At 56.8% G+C, this 16,659-nt stretch carries 16 protein-coding genes; 7 read left to right on the top strand and 9 right to left on the bottom strand.

Features of this window, described 5'->3' with window-relative positions; all coding sequences use genetic code 11:
- Nucleotides 1-128: 128 nt before the first annotated feature.
- The 3 genes from AC0JZ1_RS12590 to AC0JZ1_RS12600 form a co-directional block, all read right to left on the bottom strand.
- Entirely contained in the window at nucleotides 129-1,298 is a 1,170-nt protein-coding gene (locus AC0JZ1_RS12590) for an Mrp/NBP35 family ATP-binding protein (protein WP_471882696.1), read from the bottom strand.
- A gap of 435 nt (nucleotides 1,299-1,733) precedes the next feature.
- Complete coding sequence (locus AC0JZ1_RS12595) at nucleotides 1,734-2,465, bottom strand: autoinducer binding domain-containing protein (protein ID WP_471882697.1); 732 nt, start codon at nucleotides 2,463-2,465, stop codon at nucleotides 1,734-1,736.
- Between the two features lie 167 nt (nucleotides 2,466-2,632).
- On the bottom strand, nucleotides 2,633-3,412 hold the full coding sequence (locus tag AC0JZ1_RS12600; RefSeq protein WP_471882698.1) for an IclR family transcriptional regulator: 780 nt from the start codon (nucleotides 3,410-3,412) through the stop codon (nucleotides 2,633-2,635).
- Between the two features lie 97 nt (nucleotides 3,413-3,509).
- Between AC0JZ1_RS12600 and AC0JZ1_RS12605 the strand changes: the two genes are divergently transcribed.
- The 5 genes from AC0JZ1_RS12605 to AC0JZ1_RS12625 all read left to right on the top strand — a co-directional run bounded on the left by AC0JZ1_RS12605 (nucleotide 3,510) and on the right by AC0JZ1_RS12625 (nucleotide 7,539).
- Nucleotides 3,510-4,274 (top strand): SDR family NAD(P)-dependent oxidoreductase, encoded by a 765-nt coding sequence (locus AC0JZ1_RS12605; RefSeq protein ID WP_471882699.1) that lies wholly within the window; start codon nucleotides 3,510-3,512, stop codon nucleotides 4,272-4,274.
- A complete protein-coding gene (locus AC0JZ1_RS12610; protein WP_471882700.1) occupies nucleotides 4,274-5,194 on the top strand; it encodes a 2-dehydro-3-deoxygalactonokinase in 921 nt (306 codons plus the stop codon). The genes AC0JZ1_RS12605 and AC0JZ1_RS12610 overlap by 1 nt, the downstream gene beginning before the upstream one ends.
- Before the next feature lie 13 nt (nucleotides 5,195-5,207).
- The gene (locus tag AC0JZ1_RS12615; RefSeq protein WP_471882701.1) at nucleotides 5,208-5,846 is read left to right on the top strand and encodes a 2-dehydro-3-deoxy-6-phosphogalactonate aldolase; all 639 of its coding nucleotides are present in this window, start codon (nucleotides 5,208-5,210) and stop codon (nucleotides 5,844-5,846) included.
- Nucleotides 5,843-6,730: an SMP-30/gluconolactonase/LRE family protein gene (locus AC0JZ1_RS12620; protein WP_471882702.1), complete on the top strand. Its 888-nt coding sequence runs from the start codon at nucleotides 5,843-5,845 to the stop codon at nucleotides 6,728-6,730. The genes AC0JZ1_RS12615 and AC0JZ1_RS12620 overlap by 4 nt, the downstream gene beginning before the upstream one ends.
- A gap of 188 nt (nucleotides 6,731-6,918) precedes the next feature.
- Nucleotides 6,919-7,539: a PRC-barrel domain-containing protein gene (locus AC0JZ1_RS12625; RefSeq protein WP_471882703.1), complete on the top strand. Its 621-nt coding sequence runs from the start codon at nucleotides 6,919-6,921 to the stop codon at nucleotides 7,537-7,539.
- Between the two features lie 77 nt (nucleotides 7,540-7,616).
- On the opposite strand, the gene AC0JZ1_RS12630 is transcribed toward AC0JZ1_RS12625, so the two are convergent.
- Nucleotides 7,617-8,924 carry a putative bifunctional diguanylate cyclase/phosphodiesterase gene (locus tag AC0JZ1_RS12630; RefSeq protein WP_471883440.1) on the bottom strand — a complete coding sequence of 436 codons (1,308 nt, stop codon included), beginning with the start codon at nucleotides 8,922-8,924 and terminating at the stop codon, nucleotides 7,617-7,619.
- A 129-nt stretch (nucleotides 8,925-9,053) separates the two neighbouring features.
- Nucleotides 9,054-10,733, bottom strand: coding sequence for a response regulator (locus AC0JZ1_RS12635; RefSeq protein WP_471882704.1), 1,680 nt, complete (start codon nucleotides 10,731-10,733; stop codon nucleotides 9,054-9,056).
- A gap of 280 nt (nucleotides 10,734-11,013) precedes the next feature.
- Between AC0JZ1_RS12635 and mutL the strand changes: the two genes are divergently transcribed.
- Nucleotides 11,014-12,855 (top strand): DNA mismatch repair endonuclease MutL, encoded by a 1,842-nt coding sequence (mutL, locus tag AC0JZ1_RS12640; RefSeq protein WP_471882705.1) that lies wholly within the window; start codon nucleotides 11,014-11,016, stop codon nucleotides 12,853-12,855.
- Between the two features lie 63 nt (nucleotides 12,856-12,918).
- Complete coding sequence (locus tag AC0JZ1_RS12645; RefSeq protein ID WP_471882706.1) at nucleotides 12,919-13,152, top strand: DUF2093 domain-containing protein; 234 nt, start codon at nucleotides 12,919-12,921, stop codon at nucleotides 13,150-13,152.
- Between the two features lie 7 nt (nucleotides 13,153-13,159).
- Here the strand turns inward: AC0JZ1_RS12645 and lpxK are convergent, their stop codons facing one another.
- The 4 genes from lpxK to AC0JZ1_RS12665 form a co-directional block, all read right to left on the bottom strand.
- Nucleotides 13,160-14,185 (bottom strand): tetraacyldisaccharide 4'-kinase, encoded by a 1,026-nt coding sequence (gene lpxK, locus AC0JZ1_RS12650; RefSeq protein ID WP_471882707.1) that lies wholly within the window; start codon nucleotides 14,183-14,185, stop codon nucleotides 13,160-13,162.
- Nucleotides 14,185-14,919: an HAD family hydrolase gene (locus AC0JZ1_RS12655; protein ID WP_471882708.1), complete on the bottom strand. Its 735-nt coding sequence runs from the start codon at nucleotides 14,917-14,919 to the stop codon at nucleotides 14,185-14,187. The genes lpxK and AC0JZ1_RS12655 overlap by 1 nt, the downstream gene beginning before the upstream one ends.
- A complete protein-coding gene (waaA, locus tag AC0JZ1_RS12660) occupies nucleotides 14,919-16,235 on the bottom strand; it encodes a lipid IV(A) 3-deoxy-D-manno-octulosonic acid transferase (RefSeq protein WP_471882709.1) in 1,317 nt (438 codons plus the stop codon). Before waaA ends, AC0JZ1_RS12655 begins: the two co-directional genes overlap by 1 nt.
- Before the next feature lie 128 nt (nucleotides 16,236-16,363).
- Nucleotides 16,364-16,603: a DUF4170 domain-containing protein gene (locus tag AC0JZ1_RS12665; RefSeq protein WP_471882710.1), complete on the bottom strand. Its 240-nt coding sequence runs from the start codon at nucleotides 16,601-16,603 to the stop codon at nucleotides 16,364-16,366.
- Nucleotides 16,604-16,659 lie beyond the last annotated feature (56 nt).

Below are 16,659 nucleotides of genomic sequence, written 5' to 3' on the forward strand. Positions count from 1 at the left end.
CACATGTTAACCCAGACCAGCTTTTTCAGTTCCCTCGGGTGAGGTTCTGGCCCAAACGAAGGCGGCGTATAAGACTAGCCCCCTTCGATTGCAAGCAAAACGAATCGCCTATTTGCCTTTATGCTCCCTTAGTCGAAGACAATTGCAGGGGCTGCCCGCTGTTTATTTCCCGTAAACTGCTCCCAGACGCGCTTTGCAATATCTCGATAAATAAGGGCGGAAGGGCTTGCCGGGTCAGACACCACCACAGGCGTACCCGCATCGGATTTCTCACGAATATCCATCGTCAGCGGCACTTCTCCGAGGAAAGGAACGCCGATGCGCTCGGCTTCTGCCTTTGCGCCACCATGACCGAAGATATCGTAGCGGGCACCGGTATCGGGGGCGAGGAAGTAGCTCATATTCTCCACAATGCCGAGAAGTGGAACCTCCACCTTCTTGAACATGGCGATGCCCTTGCGCGCATCGATCAGGGCGAGATCCTGCGGCGTGGACACGATGACAGCACCGGCCAGCGGCACTTGCTGAGCCATGGTTAGCTGCGCATCACCGGTACCGGGCGGCATATCGACGATCAAAACATCCAGCTCGCCCCAGGCAACTTCTCGCAACATTTGCAGAATGGCCGATTGCACCATGGGACCGCGCCAGATCATCGCGGCATCCTCATCCACCAGAAAGCCCATCGACATGGCTTTCAGCCCATAATTTTCCATGGGCACGATGATGCGGTTGTCGATCTGCTGCGGGCGGCCGGAAATCTTCAGAAGCTTCGGCACTGAAGGGCCGTAGATATCCGCATCCAGAATGCCAACGCGCAAGCCATTGGCAAGCATGCCGAGCGCCAGGTTGATGGCGGTGGTGGATTTGCCAACACCGCCCTTGCCTGAAGCAACGGCGATAATGGCACCCACGCCCGGAACACCCGCCTTTTGTGGACGCTGTGCACCGGTCTGCGGGCCTGGAGCATGAGAATGTCCAGCTGCATGACCATGAGCATGATCGTGGCCATTCTGCGCGGCAGGCTTGGGTGCAGGCGAGCCTGCTTTGCGATCCGCCGTTAATGTAACGAGTGCGCCCTTCACGCCCGGAATGGCAGTGACCGAACGCTCCGCGGCCATGCGCAGGGGTTCCAGTTCCTTGGCTCGTTCCGCCGGAACAGAGATAGAGAAATAGACTTTACTGTCGGCGATGAAGACATCCGACACCATGTTGCGCGAGACGATATCGCCTTCCAGATCCGGACCACGCACCTTTCGCAAGGCCTCGATGACCATATCCTTCGTTATTTCGGACATGCCTGCTCCTGCTGCTTGCCCATCGTCAATGGGCGTAAGAAATTGTTAGGCGGACTTATAGGTTTGCCAGCGCAATGGTGGCAACCCGGTTTCGCAAGGATGAAAGTTCAGGTGCGGCAGGGAACGCTGCGTTCCCACCCTCAAGAAAAGTCGCCGCCCGGCTGCCGCGATCAACAACGCGCAATCCGGGCAGCCAACTTTCTTCTTACACGCGCCTCTGTGTGCGCTTCTTCAGTCCCCTCTGGACCGTCTGCAAATATGCATGCTGCGTGCCAGTTGAAACTCAACCTCGAAATTTCATTGCAACTACAGGATTTTCCGCGACATTGAATGTCAAATCGAACTGATATGCGTTGTAGGTAGCTGTAAGCTGCTTCATTTTTATGCGTCGCACCTCCCTCATTTGCCCCAATGCACTTTGATTGGCCAGTTCAATTATTTGATTAACCCAAGCCGCAACGCCTTTGCCACGGTCTGCGTACGGTTGACAGCGTCGAGCTTTTTCGTCGCCCGGTTCAGGTAGTGATTGACCGTATGTTCGGATAGGTTGAGAATCTCGGCGATTTCTGCACTTGTCTTCCCAGCCGCAGTCCAGACGAGGCAGGAAATCTCCCGCTCCACAAGGTCGCTGCCTACCCGTTGGTCACGCTGCTGAACGTTGGAGAGGCGCTGATAAACGTGGATGGAGAGGTAGGACAACTCCATCATCTGGCTCAGTGTGAAATTGATTGCCTCGCCCCGGAAGCTGACGGCCCCGCGTATTCCGAGGGCATCATGCACTGGGAAGACACATCCAGTCTGCATGCCGAACCGCTCAAACAGACGTTTGGAGCTATCGTCACCGCGCAACAGCGCGATCTCATCCATGGTGTAGGTAAAAGGAAGCGTTGACTCCCGGACTCTCTTAATGAGAGGGCTGTCGTGAGCCAAATTTGCCTTGTCGACGAGAACCAATAGTTCACTGGGCCAGTTCGTGATGATGGTTCGACCTGACAACTCCATCGTTGCAGGCTCCGGAATGTGAGCGATCAAGAAGGCTCGGCAGTCATAGCTTTCGCATAGCCTTCGCATAAAGCGGAATATTTCAAACTGGGTGTCGAGCGTTGCCAGTTCGTCCAGCCAGCGGGCAATCGAGGGGTCGGCAAATTGCCGCTGATCTATGTCCATGATAAAAATTGCGAATCCTGATATCGGCCATTCAAGGTTGCTAGCCGCATTACACCTATGGAAGGCACGCTTATCTCAGTATGATTAAGAGCGCTATTGCAACTTTTCGCAACCACAAAGCTTAGGGCGAAAAAAATTCCATCGAACAGGGCGCATTTATTCTTATGCTACCTCAGCGGACCAAGACCGGACAGAATATCTGCCGATATGTTTTTGGCAGCCGTCTTAACGAGGCCCGACCACAAGCTTAATTGTTTCAAATCGGCACGAAATGAAGGAGCAGTTACTGATATACCCCCTAAAAAGTTCTGGTCTGGCGCATGTATTGGAGCGGCAACGCAGCATATGCCTGCTTGATGTTCCTCCAGATCAAAAGCATGACCCTCTTCGACAACTTTGTTGATTTGTTCCTGCAATTGCCGCGGACAGGTCAGCGTATGCGACGTGAATGATGCCATTTCCAGTTGCCTGATACGCACGTCACGTTCGCTCTCTGTAAGACAAGAGAGTGCTGCCTTGCCAATTCCGGTGCAATAGACTGGAGAGGCATTTCCGATTTGCGAATGCATTCGAACGACCTGAGTGCTCTCCAGCTTATTGAGATAAATAACCTCCGTTCCCCGCAGCATGCCCAGATGAACGGTTTCCTTCGTTGCTTCATGCAAAGCCAACATATGCCGCTCTGCCAATTGGCGAATCGAGTTTTTTGCCCAGGCGCGCGATGCAAAGGATAGAAGCCGCAGGCCCGGCATAAAGGCACCATCACCATTCTGATCGAGCAGGCCTTCCGCCAGCAGGTGACGCAATTGCCGGTGCAGACTGCCACGCGGCTGTCCGGTCATTTTCAGAAGATCGGTGAAACGTACGGGCGCATCGCTGCGGGAAACCAGATCCAGAAGCTGAATGGCCTTGCCCAATGTGCCGGTTTCCAGCTTTTCCTCAGCCATCTGCCTTTGCCCAAACTTGACAATGTGAGCAGGTTAGATCTTCTATTCCAAATAGTCAAACTTAGTTCCATATAATGGAACTTCACGAGGAGCTGGGATGGGCGGGGCAAGGCATCCGGACTTGGCAGGGCGCGGCGTGTTGATCACTGGTGGAGGATCAGGCATCGGTGCTGCGCTGACAGAAGGTTTTGTTGCACAAGGCGCAAAGGTCGCCTTCATCGACATTGCGGAGCAGGAATCCCGCGATCTGAGCCAGCGTCTTGCACAGATCTACGGTCAGCCGGTTCATCATATAAAGGCGGATTTGCGCAACGTAGCCGCAATCCGTGATGCGGTTCAGAAAGCTGTTGATCAGCTTGGCGGAATTGGTGTGCTCATCAACAATGCAGCGCTGGATGACCGCCACGACCTTTTGGAGATGAGCGAAGACTACTGGGACCAGAATCAGGCGATCAACCTTCGGCATATGGCCTTCACTGCCCAGGCGGCTGCGCCTTACCTTATTGCGGATGGCCAGGGCGCAATTGTCAATATGTCTTCCATTGCCTTCATGCTGAACATGGGCGGGATGCCCGCCTATGAAACGGCAAAGGCTGGTGTTCTTGGCCTCACCAAAAGCCTTGCGGGACGGCTGGGACCGGACGGTGTTCGCGTCAATGCCATCCTCCCCGGCATGGTGGTGACCGAGCGTCAGCTGAAGCTGTGGCTGACGGATGAAAGCATGGCGGCGATGCGCGAGCGTCAATGCCTGAAACGCAACCTTTTGCCAGAGGACCTGGTGGGACCATGCCTGTTTCTGGCATCCTTCGCGTCCGCTGGAATGACGGCGCAATGGATCACCGTCGATGCAGGAGTATTATAATGAGCGATGCTGCCTATGTGGCTGTAGACTGGGGAACATCGAGCTTTCGACTGTGGCTGATGGACCGGCAGGATCACGTTCTGGCTGAGAGACGAAGCGGCGAAGGCATGACCAGCGCGAGCCAGACTGGCTTCGCGCAGGTTCTCAACAGCCATCTGCAAGCCGTTGAGGCCGACGCTGCGCTTCCCGTTATGATTTGCGGCATGGCGGGCGCACGTCAGGGCTGGATGGAAGCGGGTTATGTGGATGTGCCAGCCAAGCTTTCGACCGTGCTGGAGGGCGCAGTAAAGGTAACGGGCGAGACCCGAGATATTCGCATTTTGCCGGGCATTGCCCAGCGTAGTGAAGAAATGCCGGATGTAATGCGTGGCGAAGAGACGCAATTGCTCGGTTCCATGGATCAGAGCGGTTCGCGGTTGGTCTGCATGCCGGGCACTCACTCCAAATGGGTAAGCGTCGTGGGTGAAACCGTGGAGCGCTTCTCTTCCTTCATGACCGGCGAAGTTTTCGAAGCGCTGTCCAAGCAAACGATATTGAAACACGCCATGACCGATGCGCAGAGTTTTGACGGCAGCCATCCTGCCTTCATCTCGGCGCTCAAAGCCGCATACAGCCGTCCGGCAATGTTCACGAACCTGATTTTTACCTGCCGGTCCGGCCAATTGCTGCATGGTCTTGATGCGACAGCTGCGGCTGCCCGCCTCTCCGGCATCCTGATCGGTACCGAGATGGCAGGCGGCCTTTCCATTGCCGGTGCAGGGACAACTGTTCAGCTCGTTGCATCCGGCAAGCTTCAGGCGCTTTATGAAGCGGCCTTTGCGGCACTCGGCCTGGACTGTGTGACAGTGGATGCCGATGTTGCCGTGAGAAAAGGCCTTTCAGCCGCCGCTCATTCCGTATTTTCTATTCCCCGAACATGAGAGAACCAGCGCTATGAACCGCATACCTTTTCCTGACATGAAGCGTCCGCTGGTTGCCATCCTGCGCGGCTTGAAACCTGAAGAGACAGAGGCCGTTGTTGGTGGCCTGATCGAGACTGGCTTTACCGCCATCGAAATCCCGCTGAACTCTCCCAATCCTTTCCAATCCATCGAGATCGCCGCCAAGATGGCACCTGCCAACTGCCTGATTGGCGCTGGCACGGTTTTGACCGTGGAGGACGTTCAGTCTCTCGATGCAGCGGGTGGCAAGTTGATGGTATCGCCAAATGTCGAACCGGAGGTCATTTCCACCGCCGCCGCCAAAGGAATGATCACACTTCCGGGCTGCTTCACCGCAACGGAAGCGCTGGCAGCGGCCCGTGCTGGCGCGACCGGCCTGAAATTTTTCCCGGCCAGCGTTCTCGGGCCATCCGGCATCAATGCCATCCGTGCCGTTCTGCCAAAGGACCTGTTGATCGCGGCAGTTGGCGGTGTATCGGACACGAATTTCGAGGAATATGTCAAAGGCGGCATTACTGCCTTTGGGCTTGGCTCGAGCCTTTACAAACCCGGCATGAGTGCAGCTGACGTGGTCGAGAAAGCCCGCATCACCATTGAAGCCTATGACCGCGCAATGGGAGCAGCCGCATGACGGACGTTCATTCCTTTCAAGGCAAGATCCTCTCTGACGCTGCCTGTGAACTTGGTGAAGGCCCAACCTTCGATCCGCATACGGGCACGCTCTACTGGTTCAACATTCTGGGCAAGGAGTTGCATGAGCTTCACCTCGCATCCAATGCCAAAAAAGTTCATGCCCTTCCCTGCAAGGCAAGCGTTCTCGCCCGCATTGATGATGAGCGCCAGCTTCTGGCAACGGAACAGGGCCTGATGATCCGCAACCAGGGAACCGGCAATCTGGAGCGCTATCTGGAACTCGAGCCCTCGCACATGGGCAACCGCTCCAATGATGGGCGCGTTCACCAGAGCGGTGCATTATGGATCGGCACCATGGGCCTCAAGGCGCAGGATGGCGCAGGCTCGATTTATCATGTCGCCAAAGGCAGCGTTACGCGCCTGTTCACCGGCATCAGCATTCCGAACTGCATCTGCTTCTCCCCCGACGGGTCGATTGCCTATTTTACTGATACGCGGATAAACCGCATCATGCGCGTATCGCTTGATCCGGCAACGGGTCTGCCAAAAGAAGATCCTTCTGTTTTCATCGATACGAGCGACCGTGACGGCGGATCGGATGGCGCGGTCTGCGATGCGGAGGGCAATCTGTGGAACGCCCGTTGGGGTGAAGGCGCAATCGACCGCTACTCTGCTGGCGGACGCCACCTTGAGCGCTATGCGCTTCCGACGAAGCGCACATCCTGTCCCGCCTTTTTTGGCGAAAAGGCAGACCGCATGTTCGTGACGACTGCTTTTGAAGGTGCAAGCGCAAAAGAACGTGCTGAAGATACACAGGCCGGCTTCACCTTCGACCTTGGCATTCAGGTTAAAGGGCGGTTGGAGCCTGACTACCAGCTATGAAGCCATCGGGTGCGGAAGCGCTCGCAAACCATTGAAAGGCAAAAATGTTCCGGCATTTTTGCCTCTTTTTTTAGCGAATTTGTTCGGAACTTCCCTTTCGGTGTTGCATTTCCCTCTCGAACCGGCGCGGAGAAAAGGCAAAAGCTACCCGCGCTAACGTTAAGACACCCAAGGAAGGTAGATTAGATATGAAAAAGACGCTTAGCACCATGGCAGCCGCCGCCGTACTGATGGCCTCCACAGCAATTGCGCCGGCCTTCGCACAGTCTTCTACTGCACCGGCAGCGCCGAATGCACAGCAGATGGACAAGGGTGCAATGCCCAAGACGGACGCCATGTCCAAGGATAGCGCAGCATCTGGCACCGCAGCTATGCCGAATTCCACAGCCTCTGCCACTGGCGAATACCTGACGCAGCAGAGCGAAACGCAGGTCAGCGCCAATGACTACATCGGCAAGGCCATCTACAACGCCGAGAACAACAGCATCGGTGATGTAAACGACCTGATCATGGAACAGAATGGCGGCATCGTTGCAGCTGTGGTTGGCGTAGGCGGCTTCCTCGGCATCGGCGAAAAGGACGTAGCCGTTCCGATGAGCAAGATCACCATGTCGCGCGATGACTCCAACAAGGTTCGCCTGACGACGACTGAAACGGCCGACAGCCTGAAGTCGGCTCCAGAATTCAAGACGCTGGACGACCAGCAAGCAGAAGCAAACACGAAGTCGACGGATACCACCACCACCTCCTCGACTGGCACAGCTCCGGCAGGCAACGCCACTACCCCGTCGACGCAGGCCAAGCCGTAATCTACGGCTAGCCGCTGGAACGAGAGACACGTTGCCAATAAACTTGGGATGGCGCACCAGCGCCATCCTTTTTTGGTTTAGGCTGTTTCCCGACGCAGATTGAAGGTTTCTCGATAGTTCCGGTCCAGATAGGCAAGCGTCGCTGCCGCATCGACCGGGCGGCCATAGAAATAGCCCTGCCCCATGGCGCAACCAAGGGTGCGAAGCTTTTCAGCATCCGCTGCCTCTTCAATGCCTTCCGCAACGACCTGCAAATCAAGACCATCGCACATGGCAATGATTGCCTTGACGATATGCTCCGAAGCGCGGTCCGTGGTGATGCGCGACACGAAGGCGCGATCAATTTTCACCTTGTCGAACGTAAAGTCCCTCAGGCGCCCAAGGCTCGATTGCCCGGTACCAAAATCATCAAGCGAGATGCGCATTCCGGCGTCTCGAAGTTCGGAAATAATACGCTGTGCCGTCTCAGCCGACGTCATGACCGCTGTCTCGGTAATTTCCAGCTCGACCCTTCCCGGATCAAGGCCTACGCGCGACAAGGTTGCGAGAATGGTGGGCGCTGTCGATGTGTCCATCAATTGCGCAGACGAGAGATTGAAGGACAGGAACAGTTCACGAGGCCAGGAGAGCGCGGCCTCCGCCGCCTTGCGCAGCAATGTTTCCGACAGCGCATCGATGAAGCCGCGTTCCTCTGCCAGTGGCACGAAGACCGCGGGTGACACGAAACCCAGATCAGGATCGTTCCATCGGGCCAAGGCTTCAAAGCCGACGGGCGATCCATCGCGAATGCGCACGATAGGCTGGAAATGTACATCCACCGCATCCGCCATGATGGCATTCCGAAGCGCCTGTTCCAATTGCGTCGAACGTTTCATTTCCTGCGCGATTTCGCGCGAATAGACCGTAACTTGTCCACGACCACGACGCTTTGACCGATAGAGCGCTGTCTCAGCGCTTTTCAGCAATTCGTCGAATTCTTCGCCTGCGAAGGGATAGATGGCAAAGCCGAAAGATGCGGAAAGCCGCACATTACGATCCCCCAGATCGTAAGGCGCGGACAGAACTTCGCGGATCATCAGGCCTACACGTTCGGCGCTTGTCTTTTCAAAAACAAGCGGAAAGAGGAAGGCAAACTCGTCACCATCATGCCGGGTGACGACGGCACCGTCGGGGATGCAGGCCTTCAAGCGATGCGCAACCTGACAGAGGATTTGATCACCGGCCTCGCTGCCGAAGAGATCGTTTATGGGTTTAAAACCATCGAGATTGGCAATTCCGAGCGTGAAAGGTGCCGGATCTTCCGCCCTCTCCTCAACAATGGCCCGCAATTTTTCGCGCAACCGGTAGCGATTGCCCAGGCCCGTCAGAGGGTCGCGATAGGCCATCACCTGCAGTTCGTTTTGCGTAACCTGTGGCAATGTACCCGCCGAATTACCAACCTGCCCTGTTTTAGGGAATTTGCTCACAATGCGGCGGAAAGTTTAAGAAACTCTATCGGCCACCATAGGATTGCCTTAATAGGCGGAAGGCACCTTCAAAATCCCCGGTGTCCTTTCACCTAGGAATTTACGAAATTTTTCATCCAGGATGTCAGGGCTCAAGGGCTTCAGAACCACATCATCCATTCCTGACGCCCAACACGCATCGCGGTCTCCTTCGACAACAGGGGACAGGACGCCAATAATCGGCGTCGTTCCTGCCACGGCTTCACTGGCACGAATTTGGGAAGCGGCTTCAAAACCATTGAGTTTTGGCAGGGTAATATCCATCAAGACAATGCGGGGATTAAGCTCGCGCCACATCTGCACCGCCTCTTCGCCATCGCCAGCAATGGCATAACGATAACCGAAGCCCTCCAGGATTTGCTGGAAGACGATCCGGTTGACCGCATTATCTTCCGCCACGAGAACATCAATACATGTATCAGCCTGCGGCTGGTGTTGCTCAGCCGGTTCAGCTGCGACCTGCTCCGCCTTCAGGCTAATCAGATGGCGGACGATCTTGTGAACGAGCTCGCATCCCAATGCATAACTCTCGCAGATCATCACATTGGTGCCGCTGGCTTCTGCGACCTCAAGGCAGGCGAAATCCATGGCATTGTCGATGACGATCAGGTCGATACTCAATCCTGTTTCGGTTGCCATTTGCAGAATGGCCTGCAGTTCCTCGCAACTGCGGGCAGAACTTGCATCCAGACCGATCTCCGTCATCTGATTTAGACAGGCCGCCTCGCCTTTGTCGTTGGCGGTGACCAGCAAAACCCGCTTTCCGGCAAGCTCTGACGCAGCAGGCTCGGCAGGCGCCTCATGATCATCAGGCGACTGACCAAGGTCGGAGCGGAAGGTATCGATGCCTTCAAACCCTTCAAATACCTGCTGGATGTTGATGCCAGAGCGTAAGAGACTGGATACATCCTGCATGGCCTTCACCACGAGATACCGACCGGGCTTGCCAGCCCTGTACAGATGGGTGAGCATGGCGGCCGGATGCCCATCATCGCGTAGGATGTGTTCTGCCACCTGATAGGGCTCACCCGTTTCGAGCACACGCCGATCCGCAGCATCGATCCGCGCCGCAACATCTGGCGGCAGCATGTCGGAGGCGCGGTGCCCCAGAATCTGGTCGGCTGAACGCTCCATAAGGCTTGCAGTGGCCTTGTTGATGCCGATGACACTCAGGCTGCGATCTTTCACCATGACAGGGAAAGGAAGGTTTTCGAGAATTTCTTCCGTAACCTGCACACGCTCCAGATCCGCGCGCCACTGGTCCTCCCGCTTGCGAAGCTCGGAAACATCGCGAAAAACGCAGACGCCATAGCCAGATGGGAGCCTGCGTTTCGATAGGCTCATCCAGCGATCTGGTCCGCGCCGCTCAATGGTTTCGGCACGTTCCTTCCACAGCGAGGCAATTTCGCCAGAAATCCAGTCTTCGCGGCTGACACGTGGGCTGTGCTTGCTATCGTCTTTTTTGAACGAATAGCCGCCCTGATCATAAATGGCACCAAACAGATCTCGCAGCCGTGTTCCAGCCGTGGGTGCAATCACATGGAGGGGGAGAAAGTTGCGAATATGGGCACTTGCATGGACGAGGATATCTTTGGAATCGTAGATCAGGACGGCACCGGATATGGCCTCCGCGACGACATCGAGGAGGTGGAGTTGAGCAATGCTATCCGTGCGTACGCTCTCACTCATCGGCTTTTCCAATGAGTGCGAGGGGTCTCCCTTCAGGAGCCGGCCGTTTGACGGGCGCCGGTCGCATTCCAACCATTCCTTTTCCAGCGTTTCTCTACCTGACGCCGGTTGCCGTTGTTCTTTCGTCCGTGCCTCACTATAAAGCGCATCCAGATGCCAGATTGGACGCGTTTCGAAACAATCCATAGCTTTCGGATGTTAAGTTGAGATTAATCTCAAAATCGTGGACAGAGTGATTGAATAGCTGTGCGTTCGATCCCGAATTTGAGATCATGACGATATGCCTGTCAAACAACTGCCAGAAACCCTCATCAACCAGATCGCCGCCGGTGAGGTTATTGAAAGACCTGCCAGTGCCGCGAAGGAATTGATTGAAAACGCAATCGATGCAGGCGCAAGCCGGATCGAGATTGCGACGGCTGGCGGCGGCAAAAGCCTCATTCGCATCACCGACAATGGTGGCGGCATGGATGCGCAGGATTTGAGCCTTGCCGTGCGTCGCCACTGCACCTCCAAGATCGACCAGACGCTGGATGATATCCGCACACTCGGCTTTCGTGGTGAAGCGCTGCCCTCCATCGGTTCAGTTGCCAAGCTCTCCATCGTGAGCCGTCGTGCGGGATCGGACATGGGTGTAGAGATTGCCGTGACAGGCGGACGGATGGAGGCTGTGCGCCCTGCTGCGGCCAATCAGGGTACCGTGGTGGAAGTGCGCGACATTTTCTTTGCCACGCCCGCCCGCCTGAAGTTCCTGAAGACTGAGCGGGCCGAAGCCGGTGCGATTACCGAAGTGGTGAAGCGCATGGCGATTGCCTTCCCGCATATCCGCTTCACGCTTTCCGGCTCCGACCGCTCGACACTTGAGTTTCCAGCCACGCCCGGCGATCCGCTGGGCCGTATGGCGCAGGTTCTCGGCAGCGATTTCAAGGACAATGCGATTGAGATCGAGGCAGAGCGCGAGGATGTGGGGCTGAAGGGCTTTGTTGGCGTGCCAACCTTTAATCGCGGCAATTCCGCCCACCAATATGCCTTCGTCAACGGACGCCCGGTTCAGGACAAGCTCATCCTCTCGGCCATTCGCGGTGCCTATGCGGAAACCATCCCTTCCGGGCGTTATCCGGTCGCGGTTCTTTCCATTACGCTCGATCCGGCCCTAGTGGATGTGAACGTGCATCCCGCCAAGGCTGATGTACGCTTTCGCGATCCGGGTCTGGTGCGCGGCTTGATCGTGGGTGCCATTCGGGAAGCCTTGTCTCGCGAAGGAGATCGCGCCGCAACCACTGGCGCAGATGGGCTTCTTCGCGCGTTCCGTCCTGGCAGCATTCCGCAACCCGGCTTTGCCCGGCAGAATTATAACGCGAGCTGGTCTGCCGCGACCTCACCTTCCCGCCCTTTCGCAATGGCGGAAAGCACGCGATTTGCCGAACAGCGCCAGAGCAGTTTCGAAACCTTTTCCACGCCCAGTGCGCGTGGTGAAGAGACGGCGAGCAGTTATGCGCCTGTTATGCCAGCGACAGAAGTACCGAGTTCTCCCGAACTTCAGCATCGGTTGGGTGCGGCACGGGCGCAGGTGCATGAGAACTATATTGTTGCGCAGACGGAAAATGGTCTGGTGATCGTGGATCAGCACGCCGCCCATGAGCGCCTTGTTTTCGAGGCCATGCGCAAAGCGTTGGAAAAAGACCGCCTCACCTCGCAGGTTCTGCTTATCCCGGAAATCATTGATCTGCCGGAAGAGGATTGTGACCGGCTTATGATTCATGCCGAACAGTTGGACAGGCTCGGCTTATCCATAGAACGCTTTGGTCCCGGGGCCATTGCCGTTCGCGAAACACCGGCCATGTTGGGTGAAGTGGATGCGTCGAGCCTCATCCGTGATCTGGCGGATGAAATCGGTGAGTGGAACACAGCGGGAGGGCTGAAAAGCCGCCTGGAACATGTGGCAGCCACCATGGCCTGCCACGGCTCCGTTCGCTCGGGCCGCAGACTTCGCACCGATGAAATGAATGCGCTCCTGAGGCAAATGGAAGCTACGCCCGGCTCCGGCCAGTGCAATCACGGCCGCCCCACCTATATTGAATTGAAGCTGACGGACATTGAGCGTTTGTTCGGCCGTAGTTAGATGTAGCTTGCAGGATCACGCTAGGCTAAAAGCATTCTCATGATTTTCGGCAGGAGACAACGCATGAACCGATTTGAAGGAGGCGGAAGCCGCGAGGCCCAGATCCGCTATCTCGATGGAGATTATCAGATCCTTCAGCCGGGTTCTTTCGTGACCTGCGCCATGACAGGCGAGACCATTCCGGTGGATGAGTTACGTTATTGGAGCGTGGCCCGTCAGGAAGCCTATGCCAGTTGTGCCGCCTCCCTGGAGGCTGACAAGCGCGCAGGCATTCTGCCCAACCAGAGCCGTGCCTGAAACGCGTCTACCGAAGCAGGCGCTTGCGGCAATTTTCCAGAGCGAGATCGATCATCTTCGACGGGCCTTGCGGATCGTCGAAGACAAGTTCCACCTCGACCACTTGGCAGCGTGCCAGAAGTTCTTCTGCCGCACCATGATGCCCGGCGAGACGCGCCGCATCCTTGGCCGTGGTCACGAGGGTTAGCCCCTGTTTCTCCGCATCGCGCATGAGATCACGAATTTCATCCTCGGCGAAATAATGATGATCAGGAAAATCGCGCGTCGCGACAATCTCACCGCCAATGGAGGTGACCGTGCGATAGAACTTTGCTGGATCGGCAATGCCTGCGAAAGCCAGCAGTTTACTGCCCGACACGGCAGGGTTGGCGATCGGTACGAGATTGGCAACAGCAACGGGCTTCCCTGCCCTTGACGCCTGACGCACCAATGGATCGGCGGCACCGGCATTGCCGACCTTCAACATTGAAGACATTTGCTGCATCTGAAGAACAAGCGGCGCCCGGACCGGGCCAGCAGGCACCATATGGCCATTGCCGATACCACGCACGGAATCCACGACCACAAGCGCGAAATCGAGCGTCAGCCTGGCGCTCTGGAAACCATCATCCATGATGATGAGATCGCAGCCTTCGGAGACCAGCCTTTGCGCACCTTCCAGCCGCCGGCGTGAAATGACGGTCGGCGCTTCCCGTACCAGAAGCAGAGGCTCATCGCCCACCGCATCGGCGCGATGATGACCCGCATCGACGAGTGTCGTGACATCAAGGGAGCCGCCATAACCACGGCTGAGGAAACCGGGTTTCAAGCCTTTGGCCTTGGCGGCGCGTGCAATCGCAATGGCGGTGGGCGTTTTGCCAGCGCCACCCACCGTAAAATTACCGACGCAGAATACCGGCGCCGGCACGGAAGGCCGCTTCGACCGCGCCATGCGGTGACCGGCAACCTTGCCATACACAAAGGATAGCGGGGATAAACACCAGGCTCGCCAATCCGCCTTTTCCCACCAGAAGGGAGGCGCTTCGGACACCATCAGGCTTGCTCGCGAACGGGCAGAAGTGTTTCAACGCCTGTGATATCGCCAAGCACATGATCGGCCATGGCCTCCAGCGTGGCGGGGGAGCCGGTGCCGGTCAGTACCGCGAGCTTCAGGCCCGCTCCAGCCGACGCTGCCATATGCAGATCGTGATTATTGTCGCCAATCACAGCGACCTCTTTCGGATCGAGGCCAACGGCCTCGCAAAAGCCCAGCACCATGCCCGGCTGAGGCTTGCTGCCATGGCCGCTATCGTAACCGGCAATAAAATCCAGATGGCCGAGAAAACCGAAGCGGCGCGCGGTCTCGCGAATCGAGCGCTCGTTATCGCTGGAGGCAACGCCCAGACGAAACCCCCTCGTCTTCAAACGACCGAAAAAGGCACCAAGATCCGTTACCGCCACCGAGAAATCCGAGGCGCGGACGAAGAGATTATCCAGTTCAACAGTGAGGGCATCGACGGCCAGAGGCGACCCGGCCGCGACGAAGCCTGCGGCAATTTCCGCCGCTGTTCCTGCTGCAAACAGGCTGTCGGCCCGCGTCTTGCCCGTGACCGGGTCCATGCCACAGGCATCCAGCAGCCGCTCTTCGAACTCCTGGCCAAGACCTGCCGCTGCAATGCGCGCCGCTTCGCGGTTCACCGGGCCCCAGCTTTCGTCATAACGAAGCAATGTGCCGTCCTTATCGAACAGCAGCCCCTTGATGACGGAAAGATCAGCTTTCGCACTCATCAGCCACTCGCACTGACAGGACGCAGACGGGCGGTGACCGTCAGCGGATTGATATAGGGTTCCAGCGCCTTGATGGTGGTGGAGAGCGCGCCGCGCATATCCTGGATCGCCTCGTGGCCACTATCGATCATCTTGCGGCGAGCCAGCTCATTGCTCATCAGATAATGCACAGCCTTCGCCAGCATTTCCACATCGCGCACCATGCGCGCACCACCGCGACGAATGATGTGCTGATAGGTCTCGCGGAAATTCTGAACGTTGGGACCGGAAAGAACGGCACAGCCAAGCATGGAGGATTCCATGGGGTTCTGCCCGCCCTCAGCAGTCAGTGAACGACCAACGAAAGAGATTTCGGTCAGGCGCAGGTAGAGCCCCATCTCACCAATCGTATCGCCCAGGAACACATCGGTCTCAGGCGTGATATCATCATTGCGGGACCGACGTGCCACGGTGAGACCCTTTTCCTGCAACATCGCCTCAATGGCATCGCCCCGTTCTGGATGGCGCGGCACAAGAATGGTCAATTGTTGGTGGCGGGGTTTCAAGGCACGCTGAACAAACGCGGCCCCCTCCTCCTCTCCTTCGAAGGTGCAGACGGCAGCCCATGTCGGGCGGTCCCCAATCTGGCTGCGGTAACGTGCAAGCACTGCTTCGTCGCAAGGTGGTGGATCGCTATCGCCTTTGAGATTACCGGAAATGATGACCGGCCATGCGCCCAAATCCTTGAACCGCTCCGCATCGACATCGGACCGCGCCACCACGAGCGAGAGCTTGCCAAACAGAAGCTCGGCAATCTTGCGATGGTTCTTCCAGCGATCAAAGGAGCGATCCGACATGCGTGCATTCACGCGGATCTGCGGAATATTTCTGCGCGCCAACTCGGCAAGAGTCGTCGGCCAGATCTCGGATTCGGCAGTCACCACCGCATCCGGATGCCAGTAGGCAATAAAGCGCTTGATGGAGAATTTGAGATCCAGCGGCACATATTGATGGATGACTTGGCCACCGAGGCGGCTTTCCACCAGCGAGGCTGAAGTCACTGTTCCGGTCGTCAGCAACACATGAATTTCGCGGCGCAGAAGTTCCTGAATAAGCGGGATGACGGCGTTCGTCTCACCAACACTTGCGGCATGAACCCATATGAGCGGCCCATAGGGGCGCGGCTGGCTGGCATAGCCAAACCGTTCAAGCTTGCGCTTTTTGTCTTCCTTGCCCTTGAAAGCGCGGTAGGCCAAGTAAGGAGAGGCGAGTGGATAGGCGCATATGCCTGCCACTCGATATCCCAAAAGGGCCACTTGCGCCATGCCGCTACTCAAATCGCCTGCCCCCTGAAACCCACTCTTCGCCTTTGGCCTTCGCCCGCCGTGCAGCACCCATCATGCTATGATCATGAATTGCGTCAAAAACGCGCCACGTCGTGGCAGGCGATGGCGCATCCGTGAACTCAGGCCGAAGCGTCCGGGTCCAGCAAGCGGTGCATATGCACGATGAAGTAACGCATCTGGGCATTGTCTACCGTCTGCTGCGCCTTAGCCTTCCAGGCCTGAAGCGCGCTGGCGTAGTCTGGAAAGATGCCAACGATATCGAGTGCCTGGAGATCCTTGAACTCGACACCCTGAAGACTGGACAGCTCGCCCCCGAAAACAAGGTGAAGAAGTTGCTTCTTGCCGTTTTGATCGGTCATTTTAAGCTTTTCCTTTCATCTCCCCCGTCTCTCTCCTGCGAGATTTCGCAGCAAAG

This window comes from Affinirhizobium capsici (genome assembly GCF_977018625.1).